General features: G+C 58.9%; 21 protein-coding genes. 11 read left to right on the top strand and 10 right to left on the bottom strand.

Annotated elements, in window-relative coordinates:
• Window positions 1-401: 401 nt before the first annotated feature.
• Window positions 402-716 carry a hypothetical protein gene (locus K3G63_RS01990; RefSeq protein ID WP_220612417.1) on the top strand — a complete coding sequence of 105 codons (315 nt, stop codon included), beginning with the start codon at window positions 402-404 and terminating at the stop codon, window positions 714-716.
• A 241-nt stretch (window positions 717-957) separates the two neighbouring features.
• On the opposite strand, the gene K3G63_RS01985 is transcribed toward K3G63_RS01990, so the two are convergent.
• Window positions 958-3,432 carry a M1 family aminopeptidase gene (locus K3G63_RS01985; RefSeq protein WP_220612416.1) on the bottom strand — a complete coding sequence of 825 codons (2,475 nt, stop codon included), beginning with the start codon at window positions 3,430-3,432 and terminating at the stop codon, window positions 958-960.
• A gap of 302 nt (window positions 3,433-3,734) precedes the next feature.
• Here K3G63_RS01985 and K3G63_RS01980 point away from each other — a divergent pair, with 302 nt between their 5' ends.
• On the top strand, window positions 3,735-5,171 hold the full coding sequence (locus K3G63_RS01980; RefSeq protein WP_220612415.1) for a hypothetical protein: 1,437 nt from the start codon (window positions 3,735-3,737) through the stop codon (window positions 5,169-5,171).
• A gap of 143 nt (window positions 5,172-5,314) precedes the next feature.
• On the opposite strand, the gene ygiD is transcribed toward K3G63_RS01980, so the two are convergent.
• Entirely contained in the window at window positions 5,315-6,148 is an 834-nt protein-coding gene (gene ygiD / locus K3G63_RS01975; protein WP_220612414.1) for a 4,5-DOPA dioxygenase extradiol, read from the bottom strand.
• Window positions 6,149-6,345: 197 nt separating this feature from the next.
• Here ygiD and K3G63_RS01970 point away from each other — a divergent pair, with 197 nt between their 5' ends.
• The 6 genes from K3G63_RS01970 to K3G63_RS01945 all read left to right on the top strand — a co-directional run bounded on the left by K3G63_RS01970 (window position 6,346) and on the right by K3G63_RS01945 (window position 12,246).
• On the top strand, window positions 6,346-6,768 hold the full coding sequence (locus K3G63_RS01970; RefSeq protein ID WP_220612413.1) for an SMI1/KNR4 family protein: 423 nt from the start codon (window positions 6,346-6,348) through the stop codon (window positions 6,766-6,768).
• 31 nt (window positions 6,769-6,799) lie between these two features.
• Window positions 6,800-7,372, top strand: a complete 573-nt coding sequence (locus tag K3G63_RS01965) for a GNAT family N-acetyltransferase (RefSeq protein WP_220612412.1) — start codon at window positions 6,800-6,802, stop codon at window positions 7,370-7,372.
• A 92-nt stretch (window positions 7,373-7,464) separates the two neighbouring features.
• Window positions 7,465-8,436: an ABC transporter ATP-binding protein gene (locus K3G63_RS01960; protein WP_220612411.1), complete on the top strand. Its 972-nt coding sequence runs from the start codon at window positions 7,465-7,467 to the stop codon at window positions 8,434-8,436.
• 42 nt (window positions 8,437-8,478) lie between these two features.
• Entirely contained in the window at window positions 8,479-9,660 is a 1,182-nt protein-coding gene (locus tag K3G63_RS01955) for a nitrate/nitrite transporter (protein WP_220612410.1), read from the top strand.
• 341 nt (window positions 9,661-10,001) lie between these two features.
• On the top strand, window positions 10,002-11,153 hold the full coding sequence (locus tag K3G63_RS01950) for an alpha/beta fold hydrolase (protein WP_220612409.1): 1,152 nt from the start codon (window positions 10,002-10,004) through the stop codon (window positions 11,151-11,153).
• Window positions 11,154-11,214: 61 nt separating this feature from the next.
• Complete coding sequence (locus K3G63_RS01945; RefSeq protein ID WP_220612408.1) at window positions 11,215-12,246, top strand: DUF2511 domain-containing protein; 1,032 nt, start codon at window positions 11,215-11,217, stop codon at window positions 12,244-12,246.
• 85 nt (window positions 12,247-12,331) lie between these two features.
• Here K3G63_RS01945 and K3G63_RS01940 read toward each other — a convergent pair whose 3' ends face one another.
• The 4 genes from K3G63_RS01940 to K3G63_RS01925 all read right to left on the bottom strand — a co-directional run bounded on the left by K3G63_RS01940 (window position 12,332) and on the right by K3G63_RS01925 (window position 17,134).
• Window positions 12,332-14,563 carry a xanthine dehydrogenase family protein molybdopterin-binding subunit gene (locus K3G63_RS01940; RefSeq protein WP_220612407.1) on the bottom strand — a complete coding sequence of 744 codons (2,232 nt, stop codon included), beginning with the start codon at window positions 14,561-14,563 and terminating at the stop codon, window positions 12,332-12,334.
• Window positions 14,560-15,582, bottom strand: coding sequence for a xanthine dehydrogenase family protein subunit M (locus tag K3G63_RS01935; protein WP_220612406.1), 1,023 nt, complete (start codon window positions 15,580-15,582; stop codon window positions 14,560-14,562). Before K3G63_RS01935 ends, K3G63_RS01940 begins: the two co-directional genes overlap by 4 nt.
• A gap of 72 nt (window positions 15,583-15,654) precedes the next feature.
• Window positions 15,655-16,194 carry a (2Fe-2S)-binding protein gene (locus K3G63_RS01930; protein WP_220612405.1) on the bottom strand — a complete coding sequence of 180 codons (540 nt, stop codon included), beginning with the start codon at window positions 16,192-16,194 and terminating at the stop codon, window positions 15,655-15,657.
• Between the two features lie 358 nt (window positions 16,195-16,552).
• Window positions 16,553-17,134 carry a Crp/Fnr family transcriptional regulator gene (locus K3G63_RS01925; RefSeq protein ID WP_220612404.1) on the bottom strand — a complete coding sequence of 194 codons (582 nt, stop codon included), beginning with the start codon at window positions 17,132-17,134 and terminating at the stop codon, window positions 16,553-16,555.
• Window positions 17,135-17,251: 117 nt separating this feature from the next.
• Here K3G63_RS01925 and K3G63_RS01920 point away from each other — a divergent pair, with 117 nt between their 5' ends.
• Complete coding sequence (locus tag K3G63_RS01920; protein WP_220612403.1) at window positions 17,252-18,226, top strand: hypothetical protein; 975 nt, start codon at window positions 17,252-17,254, stop codon at window positions 18,224-18,226.
• A 31-nt stretch (window positions 18,227-18,257) separates the two neighbouring features.
• On the opposite strand, the gene K3G63_RS22680 is transcribed toward K3G63_RS01920, so the two are convergent.
• A complete protein-coding gene (locus K3G63_RS22680) occupies window positions 18,258-18,383 on the bottom strand; it encodes a hypothetical protein (RefSeq protein WP_259404233.1) in 126 nt (41 codons plus the stop codon).
• Between the two features lie 65 nt (window positions 18,384-18,448).
• On the opposite strand from K3G63_RS22680, the gene K3G63_RS01915 reads away from it, so the two are divergent.
• Together K3G63_RS01915 and K3G63_RS01910 are read left to right on the top strand one after the other, a co-directional pair.
• Window positions 18,449-19,036: a hypothetical protein gene (locus K3G63_RS01915; protein WP_220612402.1), complete on the top strand. Its 588-nt coding sequence runs from the start codon at window positions 18,449-18,451 to the stop codon at window positions 19,034-19,036.
• Between the two features lie 16 nt (window positions 19,037-19,052).
• Complete coding sequence (locus K3G63_RS01910) at window positions 19,053-19,403, top strand: hypothetical protein (protein WP_220612401.1); 351 nt, start codon at window positions 19,053-19,055, stop codon at window positions 19,401-19,403.
• A 38-nt stretch (window positions 19,404-19,441) separates the two neighbouring features.
• Here the strand turns inward: K3G63_RS01910 and K3G63_RS01905 are convergent, their stop codons facing one another.
• Genes K3G63_RS01905 through K3G63_RS01895 form a run of 3 tightly spaced genes read right to left on the bottom strand, consistent with a single transcriptional unit; the run spans window position 19,442 to window position 22,968 of the window.
• Entirely contained in the window at window positions 19,442-20,824 is a 1,383-nt protein-coding gene (locus K3G63_RS01905; protein ID WP_220612400.1) for a DUF3526 domain-containing protein, read from the bottom strand.
• 4 nt (window positions 20,825-20,828) lie between these two features.
• Window positions 20,829-22,247: a DUF3526 domain-containing protein gene (locus K3G63_RS01900; protein ID WP_220612399.1), complete on the bottom strand. Its 1,419-nt coding sequence runs from the start codon at window positions 22,245-22,247 to the stop codon at window positions 20,829-20,831.
• A gap of 10 nt (window positions 22,248-22,257) precedes the next feature.
• Window positions 22,258-22,968 carry an ABC transporter ATP-binding protein gene (locus K3G63_RS01895; protein WP_259404232.1) on the bottom strand — a complete coding sequence of 237 codons (711 nt, stop codon included), beginning with the start codon at window positions 22,966-22,968 and terminating at the stop codon, window positions 22,258-22,260.
• Window positions 22,969-23,040 lie beyond the last annotated feature (72 nt).

The raw sequence follows: 23,040 nt of genomic DNA, 5'->3' as shown, positions 1-23,040 counted from the left end.
CGCTTAATGGGGCCTCCCGGCTGAGGCGGGGGGTAGCGCGTAGCCTACCCCGCCTACCGGTCCAGACTTACCAATGAAGTTCTGCCCTACTCTTTTTCGGAGTGGTTGGTTGCTACTGCGGAGGTAGGCACAAGCCCGCGCCTTACCCTTACGTTCTGTTTCACTTTGTTTTCTATGCGCTTTTCTGTGCATCTTACACCCTGGGCCTTGTTCATGCTGAGGGTTGGCCTGCCCTTTCTGGTTCAGCTGTTTAGCAACCTGGCACTGTTCGATCAAACCCCAGATATGCAGCTGCTTATACTTGAGCTTACCATGAGCACGCTGGTAGTTATGGGTGGCTTGTTTAGCTGGCTTTGAGCCCTGGGCACTCCGCTTCTACCCTGCTACCCGACGCTACACTCTTGCCCACGCGGTGGCTGAAGCTGGGTCTGGCGGTGCCAACGCTGTACCTCCTGCTGACTATGGCCGTGTTGAACATGGCGGTGCAAGGAAACCTCTTTACCCCACCGCTGGCAGGCCTGGTTGTACCAGTACATCTGCTGTTGATGGCGGGCATTTTCTCCAGCCGGTATTGGGTAGCCAAAGCCCTGAAAACAGTGGAGCTGCAGCGGCCGGTTACCTTCACCGACTGCCTGGGAGAGTTCTTTCTGCTGTGGTTTTCCTCTATCGGCATCCGGGTTCTTCAGCCGCGCATCAACCGCCTGTTTGCCACGTAGTCCAACGGCTTATGTTTCCCATAAGCCAGCACCTGCCGCCTGGTATAAAAGACTAGCGCCGAGCTTCTCGTTCGGGTTCCACTTTCAAGCTTCTAGCGCGGCCTCACGGGTAGCAACGCCTGCTGCCGCCCATGCATACACCAGCAGACCGCTGGGCTCCCGTTGCGGCGGGAGCCCAGCGGTCTGCTGGTGTATATCCTCATTTGCCTGACTTGGCGCGGCGCCGGGCACCCACCCTCCCCTACTTCGCAGCTTCAATCTCGGCTGCGGCCTGCGCTACCAGCGTGGCTGCTACTGCAGCATTCGGGCGGGTAGACTGCTGCTGCCGGATCTGCTGCAGTAGCGCAAGTAGGGGCGTATCTACTCCGTAGGGCTTGAATTGCACCCCCATATCCTTGATGCGCGTGATGCCTTGGGTGAGGGCCGTGGGGTCGTCGAGGCGGCCCAGCATGGCGCCGAAGCCGGACATCATGTTGAAGCGGTTGTTGGTGTCAGCGGCATCAAACTTGGCCAGCACCGAAGGCCACTGGGCTAGGCTGCCCGCCTGCCCGTACACCAGCACCAGCGCCACCGTCAGGGCGCCTTTGTTATCGGCCTCGAAAGCGGTAGCACGGGCCAGGGCCTGCGTGGGCTGCAAGGCTGCCAAGCCTTGCAGAGCCGCCCCCTGTACCCGGTACGACTTGCTGTCCAGCGCTTTAGTAAACAGCTTGGTGTAGCGCTTCTGCTTCAGGTTGCCCAAAGCCAGCAGCGCCGCCGCCTGCACCTGCACCGACGGGTCGGAGGTGGCGAGGCGGGCCAGGATGGGGGCAGCGGCTTTGCGAAGCGTGTCGTTTTTGAGGTTGAGCTGCTCAATGGCTAGCCCCCGCAGCACGTCCGACTTATCCTGCAGGCCCATGACCAGGGTTTTCTGGGCCAGGGGGTCGGAAAGCTGCGTTTGGGCAGCTACCAGGGCTTCGCGCCGGTCGAGGAAAGTAGGGGCGTGGCGGTACTGGTAGGCGAAATCGGCCAGGGGCTTGTTGTCCTGCTTCTGCCAGACCAGGGTTTTCTGCGCGTCTACGTTTACCAGCTCGGGGCGGGTAGGCGCCGGAAAGTACAGCGTATCGACGGCATGGCGCAGGGTGGCGGGGTAGCGCCGGGCGCGGCCATTGGTGTACACATCCACCTGAAGCGGCAGCACAAAGGGCGCGCCGGGCTGGGTTTGGCGTACCACCACGGCTTGCCGCTGGCGGGCAGCATCCCACTGGTAGTCAATGGTAACAATGGGGTGACCGGCGCGGTAATACCACTGGTTGAAAAACCAGTTCAGATCCTGGCCCGAGGCTTCCTCCAGGGCCAGCCGCAGCTGCTGGGCCTCGCCGGTGCCGAAGGCGTTGCGGGTTAAATAGGTTTTCAACCCGGCGAAAAACACGTCCTCTCCCAAATGGGCCCGCAGCATGTTCAGGATGCTACCCCCTTTCTGGTAGCTAACCCCGTCAAACATATCTTCTTTATCGGCATACTGGAAGCGCACGAGCGGCTTCTGGGAGTTGCCGGGGCCGCGCAGGTAGGTGCGCAGGCTGCGGTAGGCCTGGGCCGCGCCGGCGTCGGGGCCGTATTCGTGCTCGGCCCACAGCACCTCGCTGAAATTGGCAAACGACTCATTTACGGTCAGATTGCTCCAGCTTTCGCAGGTCACGTAGTCGCCAAACCAGTGGTGAAACAGCTCGTGGGCAATTTCGCGCTCCACCAGGGTGTACTCCCAGTCCAGCAGCTCGCGGGCCGTACCTTGCGCGTGCTCTCCAAACAGGGAAGCCGTGGTGTTTTCCATGGCGCCAGCCACGTACTCGCGGCCGACTACCTGGGCGTATTTGCTCCACGGAAAATCTACGCCGAGGCGCTGGGAGAAAAACTCCAGCATCCGGGGTGTTTTGCCGAAAATAGCGCGGGCCTGAGCTGCGTACTGGGGCTCGAGGTAGTAACTGACTTCCTTGCCGCGCCACGTGTCCTTGGTGATCTTGAAGTCGCCCACGGCCAGCATAACCAGGTAGGGCGCGTGGGGCTGGTCCATCTTCCAGGTGTCGCGGCGCAGGCCGGGGCCGGCCGCTGCCTGCGCCACCAGCTGCCCATTGCTGAGCGTCACATACTTGGCGGGCACCGTCAGGCTGATTTCGGTAGTCGTTTTCTGGTTGGGCTTGTCGATGGTGGGAAACCAGGCCGAGTTGGCTTCCGTCTCGCCCTGGGTCCAGATCTGCACCGGCTTGCCGGCCACGGCGCTGTCGGGGTTGATGAAGTAGAGGCCCTTGGCGCCGGCAATGGCGGCGCTGCCCTTCACCTGCAGTTCATCGGGCTTGGCCGTATAGTCGATGTAGACGGTATAGGCCTCGCCGGCCGGCACCACCTGCCCCAGCTGCACCGCCAGCTGCCACCCGTTGTAGCGGTACTTCAGGGGCTGCGGCGTGCCGCCTCTCATCAGCGCTACCGACTTGATATCCATGCCCTTGGCATCGAGGCGGAGCGAGTCGGTGGCGTAGCCGTAGGGCTTAAGCGTCACCCACTCGCGGCCGTAGAGGTAGCGCTTGGCGTAGTCGAAGCGCACTTCCAGCTTGGTGTGCACCAGGGCATTGACTTTGGGCTCAGTAGCGCGGTAAAGGGTAGTAGTGGAGGGTGGGGTAGCAAGCTGCTGGGCCGCAGCAGGGGTAGTAGCCAGAGCCAGGAGTAGTACTGTAAGGTTTCGCATCAGGCACGCAGTATATCGTTTTGCCCGCATAGATGAGGGTAGGCTAAGAAGGGTTGCTTACCACTACTTTCATCCGCCAGTCCTGGCAAATTCCTGCTGCCGGACATTCGGGCTATTTTCGTAGCCTGTCTTTCCGGCCAGCCACCGTGCTGTTGCCTTGGCTTTTCTTGATTAGCCTCCCAATTCTGCAAGGTCTTAGGATGAATAGTAAACTCGTTGATAGGATTTTTATACTATTATGAATTACTTTCAGCCACCTCATCCGGCGGTCCTATACCTTCCCTTTATTACTCTACCCGATTATGGCTTTATCAAGTCGCTCACTTGCCGGGGCTGGCGCAGCCTTGCTGCTCGTGTTCAGCTCCTGCTCAAAAGACCCAGAGGCTCCAGCCCTGAGCGTGACAACAGCCGAGGCCCCTGGCGCGCCCACCGTCGTGCCGCTGACCTTTACCCCGGCCCCGCCCACCAAACCAGCTTCGGCAGACTATGCGTTTGACTGGGACGCCGCCACTGTGATGCCAACCCCGCCCGGCAGCGCGCCCATTCCGGCTCCGTGGGCGCCTACCGCTGTTCGGGCTTTTAGTGATGACCTGCGCGACGACCATCGGAAGGCCGATGGCTGGGAATTACTCTACAACAACTTTTCTTCTGTCTACGCGGCTAACACCCCTACTTTCATACTCTACAATAAGTACCGCGGCCTGGTGCGGTGCTATTATTACCAGCAGACAGATGCCCAGAGCGCCCGCTCGTATCAGGCGTTGGCCTCTACCCCAAAGTTAGGAGGCAGCGCAGCCACCAGTTCTCCCCTGCTCAGCTTCGCGGCCCAATCAGTAGTAGACCCCTTGCAAAACGCCCAGTTTGCCTCTTCACTGGAAATGCAGCCGATAGGCGAAAGAGTATGGTACGCGGTGCAGTCAGAGCTGGCTTATGACCGGAATATTGGGCGGGCTACCCATGAAAGCCTAAGCCTGACATGGCAGCTGAACGGCAGCAAAGTAGACGGAATCCGTTTGGGTACTTCTCAGGTGGGCACCCGCCTTCCGGTTAGCTTCCAGGTGGAAGGAGTTGACCTAACCCGGCCCACGCTATTTAGTACCGCCCTCTCTTATGACGGGCCGGTATGGCTGCGCTTAACGGGCCCCGCAAGCCTGGCTAGCCTGCAGCAGGCGGGGGTATCTACCGCAGAAGCTCAGCAGGCACTCAGCCTCCAACCAGGTGTCCGGGTTTTCAGCGGCGTAGTGCCAAGTCAGAATGCCGGCACGGGTGCCCTAGTTCAGGTACCCGCTCAAATGAAGTTCAACTCAGATGCCAACGTACTTCTAACGAACTTTAACGTTGCGCTGCCGGGGTATGCTAACGGGACGACCGTTGGTTGGGCGCCCCAGTACAACGAGGCGCCGGGGGTATTCTTTCTGGAGAGTCGGCCTACGGTCCTAACCCGGCAGCAAGTTGGTGGCACTCAGCCCTACACCTACACCCTGGACGTGCCCTCGGTGCGCTACCTGTTCAATCCGGCCGTCACCCGCATTGCTGATATCAAAAATATTCGGCAGGAAATTGTCGCCGTAGGCGACACGACGGTACCTGAGCCACCGTTGTACATAGGCTCGGCCCTGGCAGCAAACCGTCCGCTGCATGTGCGGGGCGTGCGGGTATCTTTTGATGTGGTGCCCAAGAATGGCAGCACTACCATACGGCACACCAAAACCTTCCGGGCAAATAGCAAGCCCCAATAACTTCAGAAGGCATCCAAAGCAGGCAGAAAAGCCCCGATGCAGCTCCAGTAACAGAGGCTAATTACCCCCAAAAAAGGCCATTGCAACTCTTGCAATGGCCTTTTTGGGGTAGTAAGAACAGAAGCTGCAATGCCGCCTACCCTTTATCCCACCACAAACGTGCGCATGCTCATGCCCCCGAAGCTGACTTCTTCATAGGCGTGGCGAATGTCGTCGTCGGGCTCGGCCAGGGCCAGACTGTAGAGCAGCGGAATGTAGTGGTCGGGGGTAGGCACGGAAAGCGGGCCACTGGCGCCAGCCTGCTGGTAGTGGGCCAGGGCGTGCAGGTCGCGTTGGTTTATTTTGGCTTTGGCCCACTCGTCGAACTCCACGGCCCAGGCGTGGGGGCGCGCGTCATTCTGCATAAAGCTGGCCATGCTCTGGCGCAGGTTGTGCACGATGTTGCCGCTGCCCAGAATCAGGACGCCGCGGCGGCGCAGAAACTGCAGCTGCCGGGCCAGCTCGGCGTGAAACGTCAGGGGCTTGTAGTAGTCGATGCTGAGCTGGAAGACCGGAATATCGGCCTCCGGAAAGAGGTGGTGCAGCACCGTCCAGGTGCCGTGGTCGAGGCCCCACTCGTCGGTGGGGTGGGCGTCGGGTAGGGCTGCCAGCACCTCGCGGGCCACGTCGGGGGCGCCGGGCGCGGGGTATTGCATATCAAACAATTCCTGGGGGAAGCCGCCGAAGTCGTGGATGGTTTCGGGCCGCTCGTTTACGGCCACGAAGGTGCCGCGCGTAAGCCAGTGCGCCGACACGACCAGCACCGCCCGCGGCGGCTGGAGGTTGCGAATGTCGCGCCCCAGTTGGTGCAGGGTTTGGGTGAACGGGTTATCGGCCAGGGCATTCATGGGCGAGCCGTGGCCGACGAAGAGCACGGGCATCTTGGCCGTTTGCTGGAAAGAGCTGGCGGTTTTATGGAGGTCTTGCAGGGAGTTCATAGCAGAGGCAAAGGGTAGCACGGCCAGGGCTTTGAGGAAGCTGTTGCGGTGCATGGGATTGGTACTTTCTACCTAACAAAAATACCCCAGCTAGGGTAGCGAGGCCTTGATGTAGGATAAGAAATAGTGGGCACCTGTAATAGTTACACATGCTAACTTGCCATGAACCAGTGGGCTTAAACCGACTTAACTACACCATGTCCATTAAGGAGCTAGTATCTGCAATAGCTACTAAACACGAACAGTCAGGAATCACTCTAAATCCTCCAGCTTCTATATCTCAGATTATCTCTTTTGAGCGAAGAATAGGATTTGAACTGCCAGATGATTTTACTGAATTCTATTTGCTCTGTAATGGATTTAGCTGTGAGGAAGACCTATTCACTATGATAGGTCTGGAAGACATTTTGGCCAATAAGAGGCATTATGGCAAACACTGGTTTCATTTCTCAGAATACATGACCTACTGCGGCATGTGGTCCTTGAGAAAAACATCTAAAAACACGTTCGAAATATTCGCCGAAGAAGTTTTGACTTCCTCGTTAGCCGAATTCTTGTCTTGCTTTTTAGAGGGAGATGTATTCGAAGCAGGCGGACTGTACGACTGGCGAGCAGAATAGAGACTTATACTTTCACCTCCCTACCCCCACTATGCACCTCAAACTAGCCGACCTGGAAGACATTGACGGCGTGCTGGCCCTGCACCAGAAATACCAGATTGCCACCATTGCCGAGGAGGACAAGCCCGATGGTTTCGTGACTACCGCCTTCACCCGCGAGCAGCTTACACAACTCATTGAGCAGGAACAGGGCCTGACGGTTGCCACGCACCAGAATCAGGTGGTGGCGTACGTTATGGCCGCAAGCTGGCAGTTCTGGTTGGAGTGGCCCATTTTCGCCTACATGATAGCGCAGCTACCCACCCTGACCTACGCCGGCCGGCAGCTTAGCACCGAGAATTCTTACCAGTACGGCCCCGTCTGCCTCGACAAAGCGTACCGGGGTAGCGGCCTGCTGGAACGGATTTTTGATTTCTCGCGGGAGCAGATGGCGGCCCGCTACCCGGTGCTGGTCACCTTTATCAACCGCATCAACACCCGTTCCTACGCCGCCCACACCCAGAAGCTCGGCCTGGAAGTTATCCGGGAGTTTGCGTTCAACGGCAACCACTACTTGGAGCTAGCCTGCCCTACGGCAAAGCAGGTAGCGCCTCCATTAAAGTAGGGCGCAGGGCCGGCATTTTCCGTCCCTATCTTTGAAGCCACGGCCGGGTTTCTGCTCGGCGGCTTCCCCTACCCCGCTTTTTTCGCCCACCCATGAGTTTAGTAACCGTTGCCGGAATAAGCCTCCAGGAAAAAGACGCCGTGGTGCTCCACGACATCAGCTTCACCCAGGAGCCGCACCAGAAAGTGGCCATTGCGGGCGAAACCGGCGCGGGCAAGAGCAGCTTGCTGCAGAGTATAGCCGGGCTGGTGCAGCCCACCGGCGGCACGGTGCACGTGGACGGGCGGCGGGTTAAGGGGCCGTTTGAGCAGCTGGTGCCGGGCCACCCGGGCGTGGCCTACCTTTCGCAGCAGTTTGAACTGCCCAAGTTTCTGCGCGTGGAGCAGGTGCTGCGCTACGCCAGCAAGCGGCCGGCCGCCGAAGCCCAGCACCTCTACGAGGTGTGCCGGATCAGCCACCTGCTAGAGCGCCCCACCAACCAGCTCTCGGGCGGGGAGCGGCAGCGCATTGCCCTGGCCCGCCTGCTGCTGTCCTCGCCCCGGCTGCTGCTGCTCGATGAGCCCTATTCCAACCTCGATAGGGGGCACAAGCAGCTACTCAAAGTTGTGCTTCAGGACGTGAGCGAGCAGCTGGGCGTGACGTGCACCCTAATTTCCCATGACCCGCAGGATACGCTTTCCTGGGCCGATACCATCCTGGTGCTGCAGCAGGGCCGACTGGTGCAGCAGGGCCCGCCCCGCCAGATTTACCAGCAGCCCAGTTCCGAGTACGTGGCCGGCCTGTTCGGCGACTACCTCCTGCTCCGGGGGCAGCTGGCCGCCGCCCTGGCTACGCTGGCCGGCGTAAAGCCCCGCCGCAAGCCCCTGCTATTGCGCCCCGAGCAGCTTACCCTGCTCCCCCCCGGGGCCGGCGGCTTGCCCGGCACCGTAACGGACGTGCGGTTTTTCGGGAGCTACTCGGAGGTGGACGTGGCCCTGGCCGGCGGCCGCGTAACGGTAAAAGCTACCGCTCCGCCCGTGGCCCGGGGCGAGGCCGTGGCGGTGGCGGCCCTCTGGTATCTGTAAAGCCCAGCTATTTCCTACCCCACCCGTCCCGTCTAACCCTTCATGTCCCGCATTTTACCCACCATCGTGGGGGCGCAGTTTTTCTGCACCTCGCTGTGGTTTGCCGGCAATGCCGTAGCTCCGGATATAGCCGCGCAGCTCCACCTGCCGCCGGGCTTCGTGGCTACCCTCACCAGCGCCGTGCAGCTGGGTTTCATCACCGGCACGCTCACCTTCGCCCTGCTGGCCCTGGCCGACCGTTTCTCCCCTTCGCGGGTGTTTTTTGTCAGTGCCCTGCTGGCCGCTACCTGCAACCTGGGCGTCAACCTCGGTGGCCTTGGGGCTCCGCAGCTACTGACCCTGCGGTTTCTGACGGGGTTTTTCCTGGCAGGCATCTACCCGGTAGGCATGAAAATAGCCGCCGACTACTTTGAGGCCGGACTGGGCCGGTCACTGGGATTTCTAGTGGGGGCGCTGGTGCTGGGCACGGCCTTTCCGCACCTGCTCCGGGCTGCTGCCGCCCGGCTGCCGTGGCAGTACGTGACGCTGGCCACCTCGGGGTTGGCGGTGCTGGGTGGGGTAGGGCTGGTGCTGCTGGTGCCCGATGGCCCCTACCGCCGCGCCGGGCAGCAGCTACGGCTCACGGCGTTTCTGACGGGTTTCCGGGAGCCCGAGTTTCGGGCGGCGGCGTTTGGCTACTTCGGGCACATGTGGGAGCTGTACACCTTCTGGGCCTTCGTGCCGGTGCTGCTGGCAGCCTACAACCACCGCCACCCCGGCGCGGAGCTGGCGGTGCCGCTGCTGTCCTTTCTCATTATCGGGGTAGGTAGCCTGGCTTGTGTGGGCAGTGGGCTGCTTTCCCAGCGGCTGGGGCCGCGCCCGGTAGCTACGGCGGCGCTGGCCTTATCGGGGCTGTGCTGCGTGGTGTCGCCGTTGGTGCTGGGGAGCGGCTCGGTGGCGATGTTGCTAGGGTTTCTGGTGTTTTGGGGGGTAGTGGTGGTAGCCGATTCGCCGCTGTTTTCTACGCTGGTAGCGCAAAATGCACCGGCGGCCTCGCGGGGCACGGCTCTTACCATCGTCAATTGCCTGGGTTTTGCCCTGACCGTTGGCAGCATTCAGCTCACCGGCCTGCTGGCCCGCCACCTGGAACCGCCGTTTCTGCTGCTGCCCCTGGCCATTGGGCCGGCGCTGGGGTTGGTGGCTCTGCTTAGGGGCAGGGATACGGGAGAGAATGGTAGTAGCTAGCCAGGGCATCTAGCGGAGTAAGAAAATCCGGTTTGTCATTCCGAGCGGCGCGAGGAATCTGATTTCCGATAAAGAGGTTACTCCAGATTCCTCGCGCCGCTCGGAATGACGGGTGAAAATGGCTTCTTTGCACGGCGTATCATACGCCACTAGCACGTCATGCTGAGCTTGTCGAAGCATCTCTCCCGCTTCGGCCTCACGATTAAGTTAGTCAGAGGTAGAGATGCTTCGACAAGCTCAGCATGACACGTTTTTGTTGGTTTCCATGCTGTTCTTACAGGCTGAGCCAACTACGTGCCGCATAATCGCCTCTCTACCCTATACTTCCTATCCTATTCCTGATGAAACACTATCTCGCTATCCTATTCCTCTGCCTGCCGCTGCTGGCCCTACCCGGACGTGCCCAAACCGTTGACACGCTGGTAGATGTGGGTGGCTACCGGCTGCACTTCCACATCATCAAAGGCAAAGGCACCCCGATTCTGCTGGAAGCCGGGGGCGGCGACGATGCCCGGGTGTGGGAGCCCCTGCTCAGGCCCCTGGCCCAAGCCACCGGCACCACCCTAATAACCTACGACCGGGCCGGGTTCGGGAAAAGCGAGGTTTCCCGGGAAGCCGACGACACCCAGCACGGCATCCTGAGCGGCATGCAGGGCCTGGAAACGGGCCTTAAAAAGCTCGGCTACGGCAAGGAGCTGCTGCTGGTGGCCCACTCCTACGGCGGCTTCTACAGCTCCCTCTACGCCGCCCGCCACCCCAAGCAGGTGAAAGCCGTGGTGCTCCTAGATGCCATGCTACCCTCTTTCGCTACTGATGACTTTCTCGCGGGCATGATGCGCGACATGCAGACCGACATTGCCAAAAATAAAACCGAGCACCGGGGCCGCTACTTCCAAACCCTCAACTACCCTGCCACGGTACAGGCCGTGCGCAACGCCCCGTTTCCGGCCAGCATTCCGGTTATTGACGTGGTAGCGGAGCAGTTCTTTATGCCCAATCCCGCCGAAGCCGCCCGCTGGAAAGCCTGCCACCAACAGTTCGTGGCGGCCCAGCCCAACCGGGAAAGCCTCACGGCCTATGGCTGCGGCCACTACCTCTTCCACGAGAACCCCGCCTTGGCGGTCAGTGCCATTGCCAAAGCCCACGCCGCCACCCGCGGCCCCCAGCAAAGCGCCGACTTACTCCAGCGCAGCCTCCGCTACTCCGTGGAGGCCACCAACGAACTAAAAAAGCGCGAAACCGACTACCGCCACTCCGAAAGCGACCTGAACAGCTGGGGCTACACTCTGCTGCGCCAGGGCGAAACCCAGAAAGCCCTGGAAATCTTCAAGCTCAACACCGTGCTCCATCCCCAAAGCGGCAACGCCTTCGACAGCCTCGCCGAAGCCTACCTCACCTCCGGCAACAAAGAGCTAGCAAAAGCCAACTACAAAAGGTCCGTAGAGCTTAACCCGAAGAATACGAATGCGGTGGAGGTGCTAAAGACATTGTAGCTATATTTATTAATCTACTTTAGACAGGGCGTTATACCATGGTGCTTAAGAATGACACAATATGAAAGAAATTGACACTCACAAAGTACTTGCCATATTAGAGGAATTAGAGACTTCCAATAAGCTAATACGATTAGGCTTTGGAGAACTACAGAATATAGGCCAAGGAAATGATTTTTACTTTCTTCCGTTTCAGCTTCTTTCACAAGGCATTGAGAGATTCATGAAATCATACATATGCTTAGCGTATTCTAACAAAAACAAAAAATTGCCGGATGCTAGGTATTTAAAAAAATTTGGCCATGATTTAGAATTACTACTAAATGAAATAAATCAATTTTATTACTTAGACTATAATAGACCTCAGTTTAATATTGACAGAACTTTCATTCTTAGTAATGAAGACTTAAAAGAATTGTTACATATAATTTCTGAATTTGGAAAATTTGCTAGATACTATAATTTTGACGTTATAACAGACAGCGACAAAAAAAGCATAGACGCTATATCTAGTTGGCAGGAATTTGAGAATAAAATTCTATCCACTAATAAAGCTAATTATGCAAAGCTAATTGACTATGATTCTAGCTATGAAGTAGGACAAAGCATAACAAATTATATTATAGTTGTTTTTGAAAAATTCATATCTAGCCTATCAAGGCAATTTATTTTTGACCAAGTAGGTGAGCTAGGTAAACAACTTACAGTCAATTCATACCTCGACTTTGGCATGTTATATGGGAATGATTACGGAAAGACTGACTATAGAAAATCTACAACTAAATATATTGAAACACCTAAAAGAGTGCACAAGAGAAACTTTATAGATGAAGTGGAGAGAAAGTGTAATCCCAACTATAAGCATCTTAAAATTTCTAAAAGCGAATATAATAAAGAGTGGCCATTCTATTCTGATAATGTAATCGTTGAGTGTAGGTACAACCATTGGTGTATTGTAACAATAGATGGACACGACTATTCTTTAAATGGAGCAGCAAAAGGAAAATACAAGTTGGAGAATCCACATGACGCTGGAATGGCTATCTTAGGAAAAAGCCTCAATGATTTCATCAATATTGCTCGAAACCTATGATTCTTGTGGTTCAGTAGAAATAACCCACCAAAAAAGCCCCGGCACCTTACGGCACCGGGGCTTTTCTGTGTTACGGCAAGCCAGATTACAGCAGCTTGTCCAGGTAAATGGGCAGGTCGCGGACGCGCTTGCCGGTGGCGTGGTACACGGCGTTGGTGATGGCGGCGGCTACGCCCAGCAGGCCGATTTCGCCCACTCCCTTCACCCCGAGCGGGTTTACTACGTCGTCTTCCTCCTCCACGAACAGCACCTCGATATCGTTGATATCGGCCTGCACGGGGATGTGGTACTCCGAGTAGTTGTGGTTCATGTAGCGCCCAAACTGGTGGTCCATGATGGTTTCCTCCATCAGAGCCATGCTGATGCCCCACACAATGGAGCCCAGCACCTGCGAGCGGGCGGTTTTGGGGTTGAGGATGCGGCCGGCGGCCACGGCGTTGAGCACGCGCGTAACGTGCACGGTGCCAAACTCCTCATCTACCTCCACCTCCACAAACACGGCGTTGTGCGAGTGCATGGAGTGGGTGGCCTGCTTGAGCAAGTTGGGGGTAGCCGAGGTGTCGGTTTCCAGCCTGGTTTCGCCGCTGGCCTGCAGCACGTCGCGGATGACAACCGCCTCGTTCGGGTTGTTGCTCAGCCGAATCTGGCCGTTCACGAACTCCACCTCGTCCGGGCTGGCGCCTTTCAGGGGCGAGCCTTCCATCTTCTGGGCCAGCTTGAGCAGCTTCTCGCCGATGGCTTCGCAGACGCTCTTCACGGCCGAGCCCACCGAGGCGGCCGTCCAGGAGCCGCCCTGCACGGGGGCTTCGGGCATGTCGGTGTCGCCGAGCTTGAAGGTTACGGCCTCCAGGGGCAAGCCCAGGGTTTCGGCCGCAATCTGGGTCATGATGGTGTAGGTACCCGTCCCGATGTCGGCGGTGGCGCTGCTTACTTGCAGTTTGCCGTCGGCGGTGAGGGTAGCCTTGGCGGCGGCTTTCTTCTGGGTGGCATCCCACACGCCGCCGGCCATGCCATAGCCCACCAGACGGTTGCCCTTGCGCATGGAGCGGGGCTGAGGATTACGTTTCTCCCACCCGAACTTGGCCGCGCCCTGGTGGTAACAGTCGCGCAGGCGCTTGCTGGAGAAGGGCTTGCCAGCGTTCTGGTCTTCTTCGGCGTAGTTGCGGATGCGGAAGTCGATGGGGTCAATTCCGGCAGCAGCGGCCATTTCGTCCATGGCTACTTCCAGGGCGAAAGAGCCGGTAGCGGCGCCGGGCGCGCGCATGTCCTGGGGCGTAAACACATCCAGCTTGGCCAGCTGGTAGCCCAGCTTCACGTTTTCGCACTGGTAGAGCATGCCGCTCCAGTTCACCACGTTTTCAGTATACTCCTCAAACTGCGAGGTTTCGTGGAGGGCGTGGTGCTGAATAGCGGCCAGGGTGCCATCGGGATTGGTACCCAGCTTCACGTATTGCAGCGTGTGCGGGCGGTGGCCAAAGCTGAACATCTGCTGGCGCGTGAGCGTGACGCGCACCGAACGCTTCAGCTCCAGGGAAGCCAGCACAGCCAGAAACACCGAGTACTGCGGCCGCAGCCCCGAGCCGAATCCGCCGCCCATGTACTGGTTAATTACCCGGCAGTCGTCCTTGCTCAGCCCGAAGATTTTGGTGAGGTAGTTCTGCACGTTTACTACCCCCTGGGTCTTGTCATAGACCGTCAGCTTCTTGTCGCCGCGCCACTCTACGGTGGCCCCGTACATTTCCATGGGGTTGTGGTGCTGAGCGCCGTGCACGTACTCGTGCTCGATGTGGTGCTCGGCCTCTTCCCAGGCTTTGTCGGGGTTGCCGCGGGGCGGGGGTGGCGGCATCCAGCCCGATTTGCCGCGGCCTGGCTCAAAGCCTTCGTCGCGCTTGGCTTCGATGTCGGTTTCGTGGGCTTCTTCCTCGTAGTCGATGCGCAGCACCGAGGAAGCGTAGCGGGCCAGTTCCAGCGTTTCGGCCACTACCAGGGCAATGGGCTGCTGGTTGAACTTGATTTTGTCTTCGTGCAGGGGCCGGAAGGGCGAGCCGCCAGGAGCTACGTCGTCCTTGTAGTTACGGTCGAACCAGGCCAGGCCGGGCACGTTTTCGTGCGAAAACACCTCCAGCACGCCCGGAATAGCCAGCACTTCATCAGCGTGAACTTTGGTAATGCGGCCTTTGGCAATGGGGCTGCTCACCACCCAGCCGTACGCCATATTAGGCACATGGAACTCGGCGGCGTAGGTAGCGGCGCCCGTTACCTTGGCCGGGCCGTCAACCCGACTCGTGGGCTTGCCGATATAGTTGGTCGTGCTCATGGATTCGAGTTTAAAAAGACGTCGGATGCGTGCTGGCTGCCTTCGGCGGCTTGCTTGAGGGCGCGCACAATGGCGCGGCGGGCCAGCTCAATCTTGAAGTTGTTGGAGCCGTAGCCTTTGGCGCTTTCTACCACTTTGGCGGCAGCACGGGCAAAGGTTTCGGGGGTAGCGGGCTGGCCTTTCAGCAGGTTTTCGGCTTCCTGGTCGCGCCAGGGCTTGTGGGCTACGCCGCCCAGGGCCAGGCGGGCATCTTTGATGGTGTCGCCGTCCAGCTCCAGGGCCGCCGCCACCGATACCAGGGCGAAGGCGTAGGAGTTCCGGTCGCGCAGCTTGAGGTAGCTGAAGTTTTTCTCGAAGCCTTTGGCGGGCAAATCGAGGCCGGTAATCAGCTCGCCGGGCTCCAGGTTGTTGTCGCGCTCCGGGGTGTTGCCGGGCAGGCGGTGGAAGTCCTCAAACGGAATAGTCCGCTCGCCGTTCGGCCCGCTCACGCGCACCGTAGCGGCCAGGGCGGCCAGGGCAATACACATATCGGAGGGGTGCGTGGCAATGCACTGCTCACTGGCCCCCAGAATGGCATGAATGCGGTTGAAACCCCCAATGGCCCCGCAGCCCGAACCCGGTTCGCGCTTGTTGCAGGGGGTAGCCGTGTCGTAGAAATAGTAGCAGCGGGTGCGCTGCATGAGGTTGCCGCCGTTGGTGGCCATATTGCGCAGTTGCGGCGAGGCCCCGGCCAAAATGGCCTGGTTCAGCAGCGGGTAGCGGCGCTTTACTTCCTCGTTCCAGGCCGTATCGGCGTTGGTAGCCAGGGCGCCCAGGCGCAGGCCACCCTCGGGGGTAGGCTCAATGGCAGTAAGTGGCAGCTTGTTCAGCCCCACCAGGTGGGTAGGGCGCGCCACATTTTCCTTCATCAGGTCGAGGATGTTGGTGCCACCCCCGATGTAAGCCGCGCCCTCGTGGCTGGCATTGTCGCGCACGGCGTCCTCGACGGCCGTAGCGCTGGAGTAAGTGAATGGATTCATGGTTGAGAGCTTAGAACTGAGAGGTGAGAACTTAGAATTAGGCGAGACGCAGATGGCAGGGCCATCTACGCTCTATCTTCTAGGCTCTGAGCTCTTGGCATCCACTACCTCCTTTACCGCATTCAGAATGCCAGCGTAGGCACCGCAGCGGCAGAGGTTCCCGCTCATATGCTCCTTGATTTCTTCCTCGGTGTGGGCCCGGCCTTCGTTGATGAGGCCCTGAGCCGAGCAGATTTGGCCCGGCGTGCAGTAGCCGCACTGGAAAGCGTCGTGGTCGATGAAGGCCTGCTGCAGGGGGTGCAGATTTTCCTGGCTGCCCAGCCCTTCAATGGTGGTAATGTCGTGGTCTTCGTGCATCACGGCCAGCGAGAGGCAGCTGTTGATGCGCTTGCCGTTTACCAGCACGGTGCAGGCCCCGCACTGGCCATGGTCGCAGCCTTTTTTGGTGCCCGTGAGGTGGACGTATTCGCGCAGGGCGTCGAGCAGGGTCGTCCAGGGCGCAATCTGCAGCGTGTGCTGCTGGCCGTTGATGGTGAGACGCACCGTGCCCGTGGGCGGCGGAGCAGCCACCCCACCCGCTTGGGCTGCGGAGGTTGAGGACTGTTGTATCATGAGAGAAAGAATAGTTAGGTGAGGGTGCGAGCGGAAAGCAGCTACCCGGCCTACTGCACCCAGAGGGAGCGAACCGGACAGTGCGTTTCCTTTACGCCGGACTTCGGCCCCACGTTATTCTTTTGCTCGTATTTCCTCTCTTTAAAATCCTATATACCAGAAAACCCAGCAGTGAGCTATTAATCCTCAGGCAGTTAATCGGTTATGCATACAGATTCTAAATATTCACCTACTATCTATTCCTCAAGTCTACACCTCTGATATTGCCTACGTTATATACTAGAGAACATAACGGAAGGCACCTGTTTACGTCCTCCCCACGCGCTCCGCTTAGCCGGCCTGATGCAGCACTTGTACCCTACCCATTCCGGGTCAGTTCGCCCCGAATGCGACTTAGAGACTCAGGCGTGATGCCGAGGTAGGCGGCAATGTGGCGCTGGGGTAGCCGCCGGGCCAGCGTGGGATAGAGCTGCAGAAACTCCTGGTAGCGCACCTCCGCCGGGGCGCTGAGCACGCCAATCAAGCGACGCTGCAGGGCCACCAGGCTGTTTTGCAGCAACTGATAAAACAACATCTGAAACTCTGGCCCGAAGGACTGTAGCCGGGCGTAGAACTCGGCTCCGAACACCAGCACCTCGGAGTCTTCCAGGGCATCGATGGAGAACAGGGCCGGCTGTTGCCGCGCCAGGCTGTGCTGATCAGAAATCCACCAGTTTTCAGGCGCGAACTGCAGGATGTGCTCCTTCTGCCGCTCGTCGGTCACGAAGCTGCGCAGGCAGCCCCGCACCACAAAGGCCCCGTAACGCCCTACCTCCCCCTGGCGCACCAACACTTCGTGCCGAGCCAGCTGGCGCGGCGTGAGCAAGCTTTCCAGCTCGGTGAGTTGGGCTTCGGAAAGTGGGAGCCTATCAGAGAAGTAAGTGCGCAGGGCGTCGAGCATAACAAGCTGAAGAGGTGGCAGTCAAAAATCAGAAGGAATACGGTAGTATTACGCCAACTCTATACTCCTGCTCACTTATTCTATTGTTGCTATGCGCAACTCACTGCTATTGTTGCTATGCGCAACTCACTGCATTTTCTTCGCTTCATTCTGGTTTGGCTCCTGTTGCTTGGAGGGTCTAACCTAACTTACGCTACTACCTGGAATGAACCTTGGCATGACCGGGTGGTAAAGGAAGCGGATTATTTTGTGCTGGCCACCGTCGCGGCGGCGGCTGAGAACAGCGCTACGCTTACTGTACTTGCTACCCTGGGAGCGGTAGGCAGTCCTCTTACCGGCACCGTTAAACTCACCAATTTCTACTCACTTGATTTGTGTAGTACTTCGGGCGGGCACGGACCAGAGTTTCACCTCAGTCCCCGGGATACAGCTTACTTTTTCCTCAAGAAAAATCAGGCCGATACCTATAGTCTCGCTACTCCTACCACTGGCTTTGCTTTAGTGAAGGGCCAGCGTGTTTCCGCTACCTACCGCCATAGTTATCATCAAGCTTTACTGGAGCGACCAGCCTACGAGCTAACCATGACGGCTATTTTTCAACACTACCATCAGCAGCCTTACGCGGCCGAAGCAGTGCGTACCTTTATTGGGCAACAGCTGGCCCAAAAGCCCGCTGCGCTGAATGAGGAAGAACTACCCATCTTTTTTAGGCAGCACGCCGCCCTCGAAACTATCTATCATCTGGGGCTAACTGAGTTTTACGCCGCTACCCTACCCTTCCTGCGCGACAATCGAAACTTCCACTCCCAAATATCTGCTGCTCGGGCGCTGACAGCCGTTAACACCCCGGAAGCAAATCAGCAGTTACTCGCTCTGCTGGCAGACGCCAAGACGCCAGATTTCCCCAAAATAGTTGCCATTTGGACTCTGGGTGCCCATCAGCCTAAAGCATTAAAGGCAAACCTGCAAAGGTTGACCAGTAAAGTGTCCGAAGATAGAGCAGGTTTCGGAGGTAATTTGATGGACCCGAGAATCTGTACTCATCTGCCCACAGTAAAAGCGGCTCTGACTGATTTGATTGCCAGCCTGTAAAGTAAAAAGGCTATTCTCCTACTGGCTAGGGCTAAGCGGCTTTAGGCAGGTGGCCGATGCTGAACAGGCTTTCACCTTTGCTGATGGGCGGCGCAGCCGTCGTGTAAACTACTACCCCATCCACGGGTGACAGCACATCGGCGGAGTGGTTTCGCACTTTTTCGAGTCAGGTTGCCGTAGCTGGGTTTTATATATTCACGCCTCTATTCGTTAGCTACCTGTATGCCCAAATCCTTATTGCCGCTTTGTGCCCTGGTGGGCCTGCTCGCGGCTTGCCAGACCCAACCCAACGAAACACCAGCCGCTGCCTCCACTCCCGCAACAGGCGCAACCCAAACTCCTGATCAACCTACAGCACCCGAGGCTGCCGCTGATGATGTAGCTGGCGCCCGGCAATGGTTGATGAGCAGCGTGGAAGACTACTACCATACGGACAGCCCCGGAGCCGATGCCAAGGCCGATACTGATACTACTGCTGGTATTTATACCCGGCGCTACAAAGCCTACAAGCTCGAATCCATCAACCTGGAATTCGCGGAGGATCAGGATAAGGCCGTGGCGGATTTCGAGAAGAAATGGGCGGGCCAGTACAACCCCAAGTACGTGGGCACGGGTGGCTTCCTGTTCACCGCTCAGGATTATGGCAACCTGAAAGTCACGCGCTGCACGTTCAAAGAGCGCACCCAGGACAATGGGTACCTCTTCAACGTCACCATCCGGGACCTGACCTACAAAATGGATAACCAGGGCGACATCAAGGTGCTCCAAACGGACCAGGGCTATAAGATTGACGACGTGCTAGAGTACTAGCCTTACTATAGCCGCCATGCCCCCACGCTCCTACGGGTTGCCATTAGCCGAGCAGGTAGCCGATGCCTTAGCCGCAGGCCGGACGCTGGTGCCCTACCACCGCGACTATTGTGGCCTCGGGCTGGCCTGCGTAGAGGGCACATTTATCTACGCCGAGGTCTGGGATGGGCAGCTGCAGGGCTTGAACACTATCGATGAGCGCCCACCCTACGCCCTACCCTTTCCCGACCGGGCCGCCTTCGTCAGTTGGCTCAGCCAACAGTCAGATGCCACGCTGAGCCGAAGGGAAATGGCCGATTCATTCTACTGGAACAACCAGACCATCACCCGTCGGCGCCTGCGTCAATTCGTAGAGGAAGGCCATTAGCTGCTGTGGCTGTGTCCTTCTGCTCCCGCGGCCAAGCCCTAGCGCGGATTGATGGGCCGCGCCCGGAGCAGCAGTAGTCCGGCCGCAAACACTACCCCCACGCTCAATAGTAACTTGACCAGGCCGCGCAGAGCGGTGCTCAGCTCGGGTTGGCTGGTGAAGGTGTGGGTCGGCTCCTGGGCGTAGTCTTTGTGGGTGAATTCGACTTTGCGGAACAGGAAGGGGTAGTAAAAGGCCCGGAGCGCATCGTGGTAGGCGGTGGCGCTACGCTGAAACTTCAGGTGAGTTGGCAAATCGGTGCCGGCCAGGGCGTTGAGGCTGCCTTGGGCGTTGATGGCCGGGGAGAGTAGGTTCAGCTTCTCCACCAAGTCATAGCGCTGCTGGAGGCCGTTGGCGTAGGCGGCGGCTTGCTTGGCCACGGCCAGGTCGCCGAGGTGCTGGAAGGCGTAATACCAGCGCCATACAAACCGCTCCCGGATGGTGGCCGTGTCGCGCCACTGCGGATACAGGGCAAAGAACCGGTTCATGGTCTGGGTCTTCGGCCGGTCCCAGCCGGCATGGATTTCCTCGCGCTGCTTGATGGTCAGTTCGATGCCCTGCGGCACGGGGTGCGCCGCCGCCACGCCCAGGTTCAGCAGGCTGGGCACCAGCACTACCAGCAGCAGCCACACGCCCAGCAGGGTTACGGCATTAAAGGCCGAGGTGCGCTGCAAGGCCGTGATGATCAGTGCTACCCCAAACCAGAATAGGCAGTACAGCGTGCTCAGCCCCAACCACGTAAGTACGCGGCCATCCAGCGGCACCTGGGCCCAAAGCATGCCCACGGCGGAGAGCAGCCAGGCCAGCCCTAGCACCACGGCCAGACGGAAAGCCAGCTTGGCGCCTACTACCACGCCGGGGCTCACGGGCTGGGCCAGCAGCAAGGTCAGGATGCCTTCTTCCCGCTCACTGGACAGCAGGTTGAAGCTCAGGGCAATGATGAGCAACGGAAACAGGTACACCAGCACAAACGCCAGGTCGAAGTTGCCGCTGAGCACCTTCATGGGGTTGGTATTGTCGGTGGCGTAGAGCTGGTTTTGCAGGCCCAGCAGGCGCAGCTTCACGTAGTAGGGGTTTATATCACGCTGGCCCAGGGAGAGGGCGGCCCAGGCGTCGGGGTGGTGCACGGCATAGGTGGTGTGGTAATAGCCAATGTCGCCGGCATCGGTGGGGCCAGGAAACTTCACCTTAAGTTCCTCCACGTTGCGGCGCGTGAGCTCGGGCAGGGTGGTAAGGTGCTGGCGCTGGCGCTCAATTTCGGTGGTGCCGTAGTAGATGCCGTAGAGGCCTGTGAGCAGCAGCAAGGCGCACAGCAGCACCAGCCCTTTAGCGGCCCGGAAGTGTCGCCACTCGTAGGAAAACAGAAGCCAGAATAATCTCATCAGGTCAGGCAAGTCGGGAGTTGGAAATCAGCCGCAGCCCCAGCCAGCTCAGGCCCACAGCCCAAAGCAACAGGGCCGCCACGGGCAGCAGCAGGCGGGGTAAGGCCCAGCCGAGGGGGGGAGCCTGGTAAGCAAAGAGGGGTAGCTGCTGCCAGGTGTGGGCATCGAGCTTGCGCTCCTTGTCGCCGTAGCCCATGCTGGTTTGCAGGGCATTCAGGCGCTGCACCAGGGCGTAGCGGTAAGTTTCGGCGGCCTGCTGAAAGTGCACGTAGTGGGCGAAATCGGAACCAGCCAGGCCCATGGACAGGGGCCGGATGGCTTGGTAGGGGTTCAGCAGTCCTACCCAATCAGAAAGGCGGTTCTGCCGCTCGTAGGTGGCGTTCAGGTCGGCGAAGTGCTGCTGGTACACCTTGGCCGAATAGGCTTCGCTCTCACTCATCACGATACCGCCCACGCTCACCGGCAGCTTTTCCTCCGAATCGACGCCGTACTTTTTGAGCAGCCCCGCCTTCAGGGCGGCCGAGCGTTGGTCTTGCGGGTCGTGGCCGTTGATGCCGTGCTGGGCTTCCTCGTGCACATCGGCGTCCATCTGAGCCTTGGTCACGGCCGGGTACAGGGTAGCACCCAGGTTGGCGGTGGCTTTGGGCAGAATGATGCAACCGAGAATCCAGAGGCCCAGCAGCGTAACCAGCGCCGCCCGGGAACTGGCCTGCACCGCCGACACCACCACGGCCCCCACAATGAACAGGAAAAAGTACACCGCGTAGCTCAGCACAAACAGCCCCAGCCGCCCTACCAAGTCAGTGCCGGAAGTAAACTCCTCCGTCCCAAACAGCAACGCGGCAGCCAGGGCCAGGGCCGGCGCTACCACCAACGCCACGGCGCGGCTGTAGCCCAAAATCTTGCCCCAGGCCACTTGCCGCAACGATACGCCCTGGCTCAGCAGCAGCTTCAGCGTACCCGTTTCGCGCTCCTGGGTGAAGGCCCCGAAGCACAGAAAAATAATGAGCAAAGGAACCAGCATTTGCAGCACAAAGGCCACCGTCATTTCTCCAAACCGAATCAGGGAGCCCGACTGCTGGGCTTGGCTGAAGTTGACGCTGTTCTGCTGGTGCGCCTCCAGGAACACCGAGGTGCCCGTGAACGAGTCCACGCCCGAGTCGAGTAGGCTGAGACCGGAGCGGGGCCGGAAGGCAAAGGAGCCGTAGTGGGCCACGCGGTGCGGATGCCGCGCGGGCTGGTGGCGGAACTGGTCGTTGACGGTTTGCTGGGCTAGTTGCCGCTCCTGCTGCAGGGTCTGGTAGCTGGCGCGCCCCACCAGGGTAGCGGCCAGCAGCAAGGCCAGCACCAGCACGCTCAGCACCAGAAAACGCTTGTCGCGCAGGGTGCTGACGAATTCTTTTTGCGCAATACTATGCATCATCGGGGGCGGACTAGTTGTGCATGTAGGTGAGGTAGAGCTGCTCCAGCTCCTGGGCGTTCAGGGCCGCCGTGGGGCGCACATCCACCAGCTCGCCCTCCCGCATGATGCCCACGCGGGTGCCTACCTCCTTGGCCCGGAAGATGTCGTGGGTGGCCATGAGCACGGCCGTGCCCTCGGTGCTCAGCTGGGTCAGCAGCTGCGAAAACTCGTTGGAGGCTTTGGGGTCGAGGCCGGAGGTAGGCTCGTCGAGCAGCAGCACCTTGGCATGCTTGGCTACGGCAATGGCAATACCCACCTTCTGGCGCATGCCTTTGGAGTAGGTGCCCACGCGCCGGCGCACTGCCTCGGCGGGCAGGCCGGCGTGGTGCAGGTAGTCGAGCAACTCTGCCTCTTTGTATTTGAAACCCGCCAGACTGCTGAACAAAGCCAGGTTTTCCAGGCCCGTCAGGTGGGGGTAGAGCATCACGTTTTCCGGAATGTAAGCCAGGTGCTCCTTGATTTTGAGCGGATTGGCGGCTACCTCCATACCGTTCACAAAAGCCGCCCCCGACGTTGGCGCAATGAAGCCCAGAAACAGGTTGATGGTCGTGGATTTGCCGGCGCCGTTCTGGCCCAACAGGCAAAACACCTCCCCCGGCTCAATTTGCAGGTTCAGCCCCTGTAGGGCCAGCTTGTTAGGGTACTCCTTGCGAAGCTCCTTGGCTTCCAGAATGTAGTTCATATGCAAACAGGTAGTGTATCGTGACATTCGCTCCTTCTGAACTGTCAGGCTGAACGCAGTCGAAGCATCTCT

The organism is Hymenobacter sp. HSC-4F20, assembly GCF_019599275.1.
Lineage (GTDB): Bacteria > Bacteroidota > Bacteroidia > Cytophagales > Hymenobacteraceae > Hymenobacter.
Note: the sequence above shows the minus strand (reverse complement) of the source record. Positions and strands in the feature narration are given on the sequence as shown.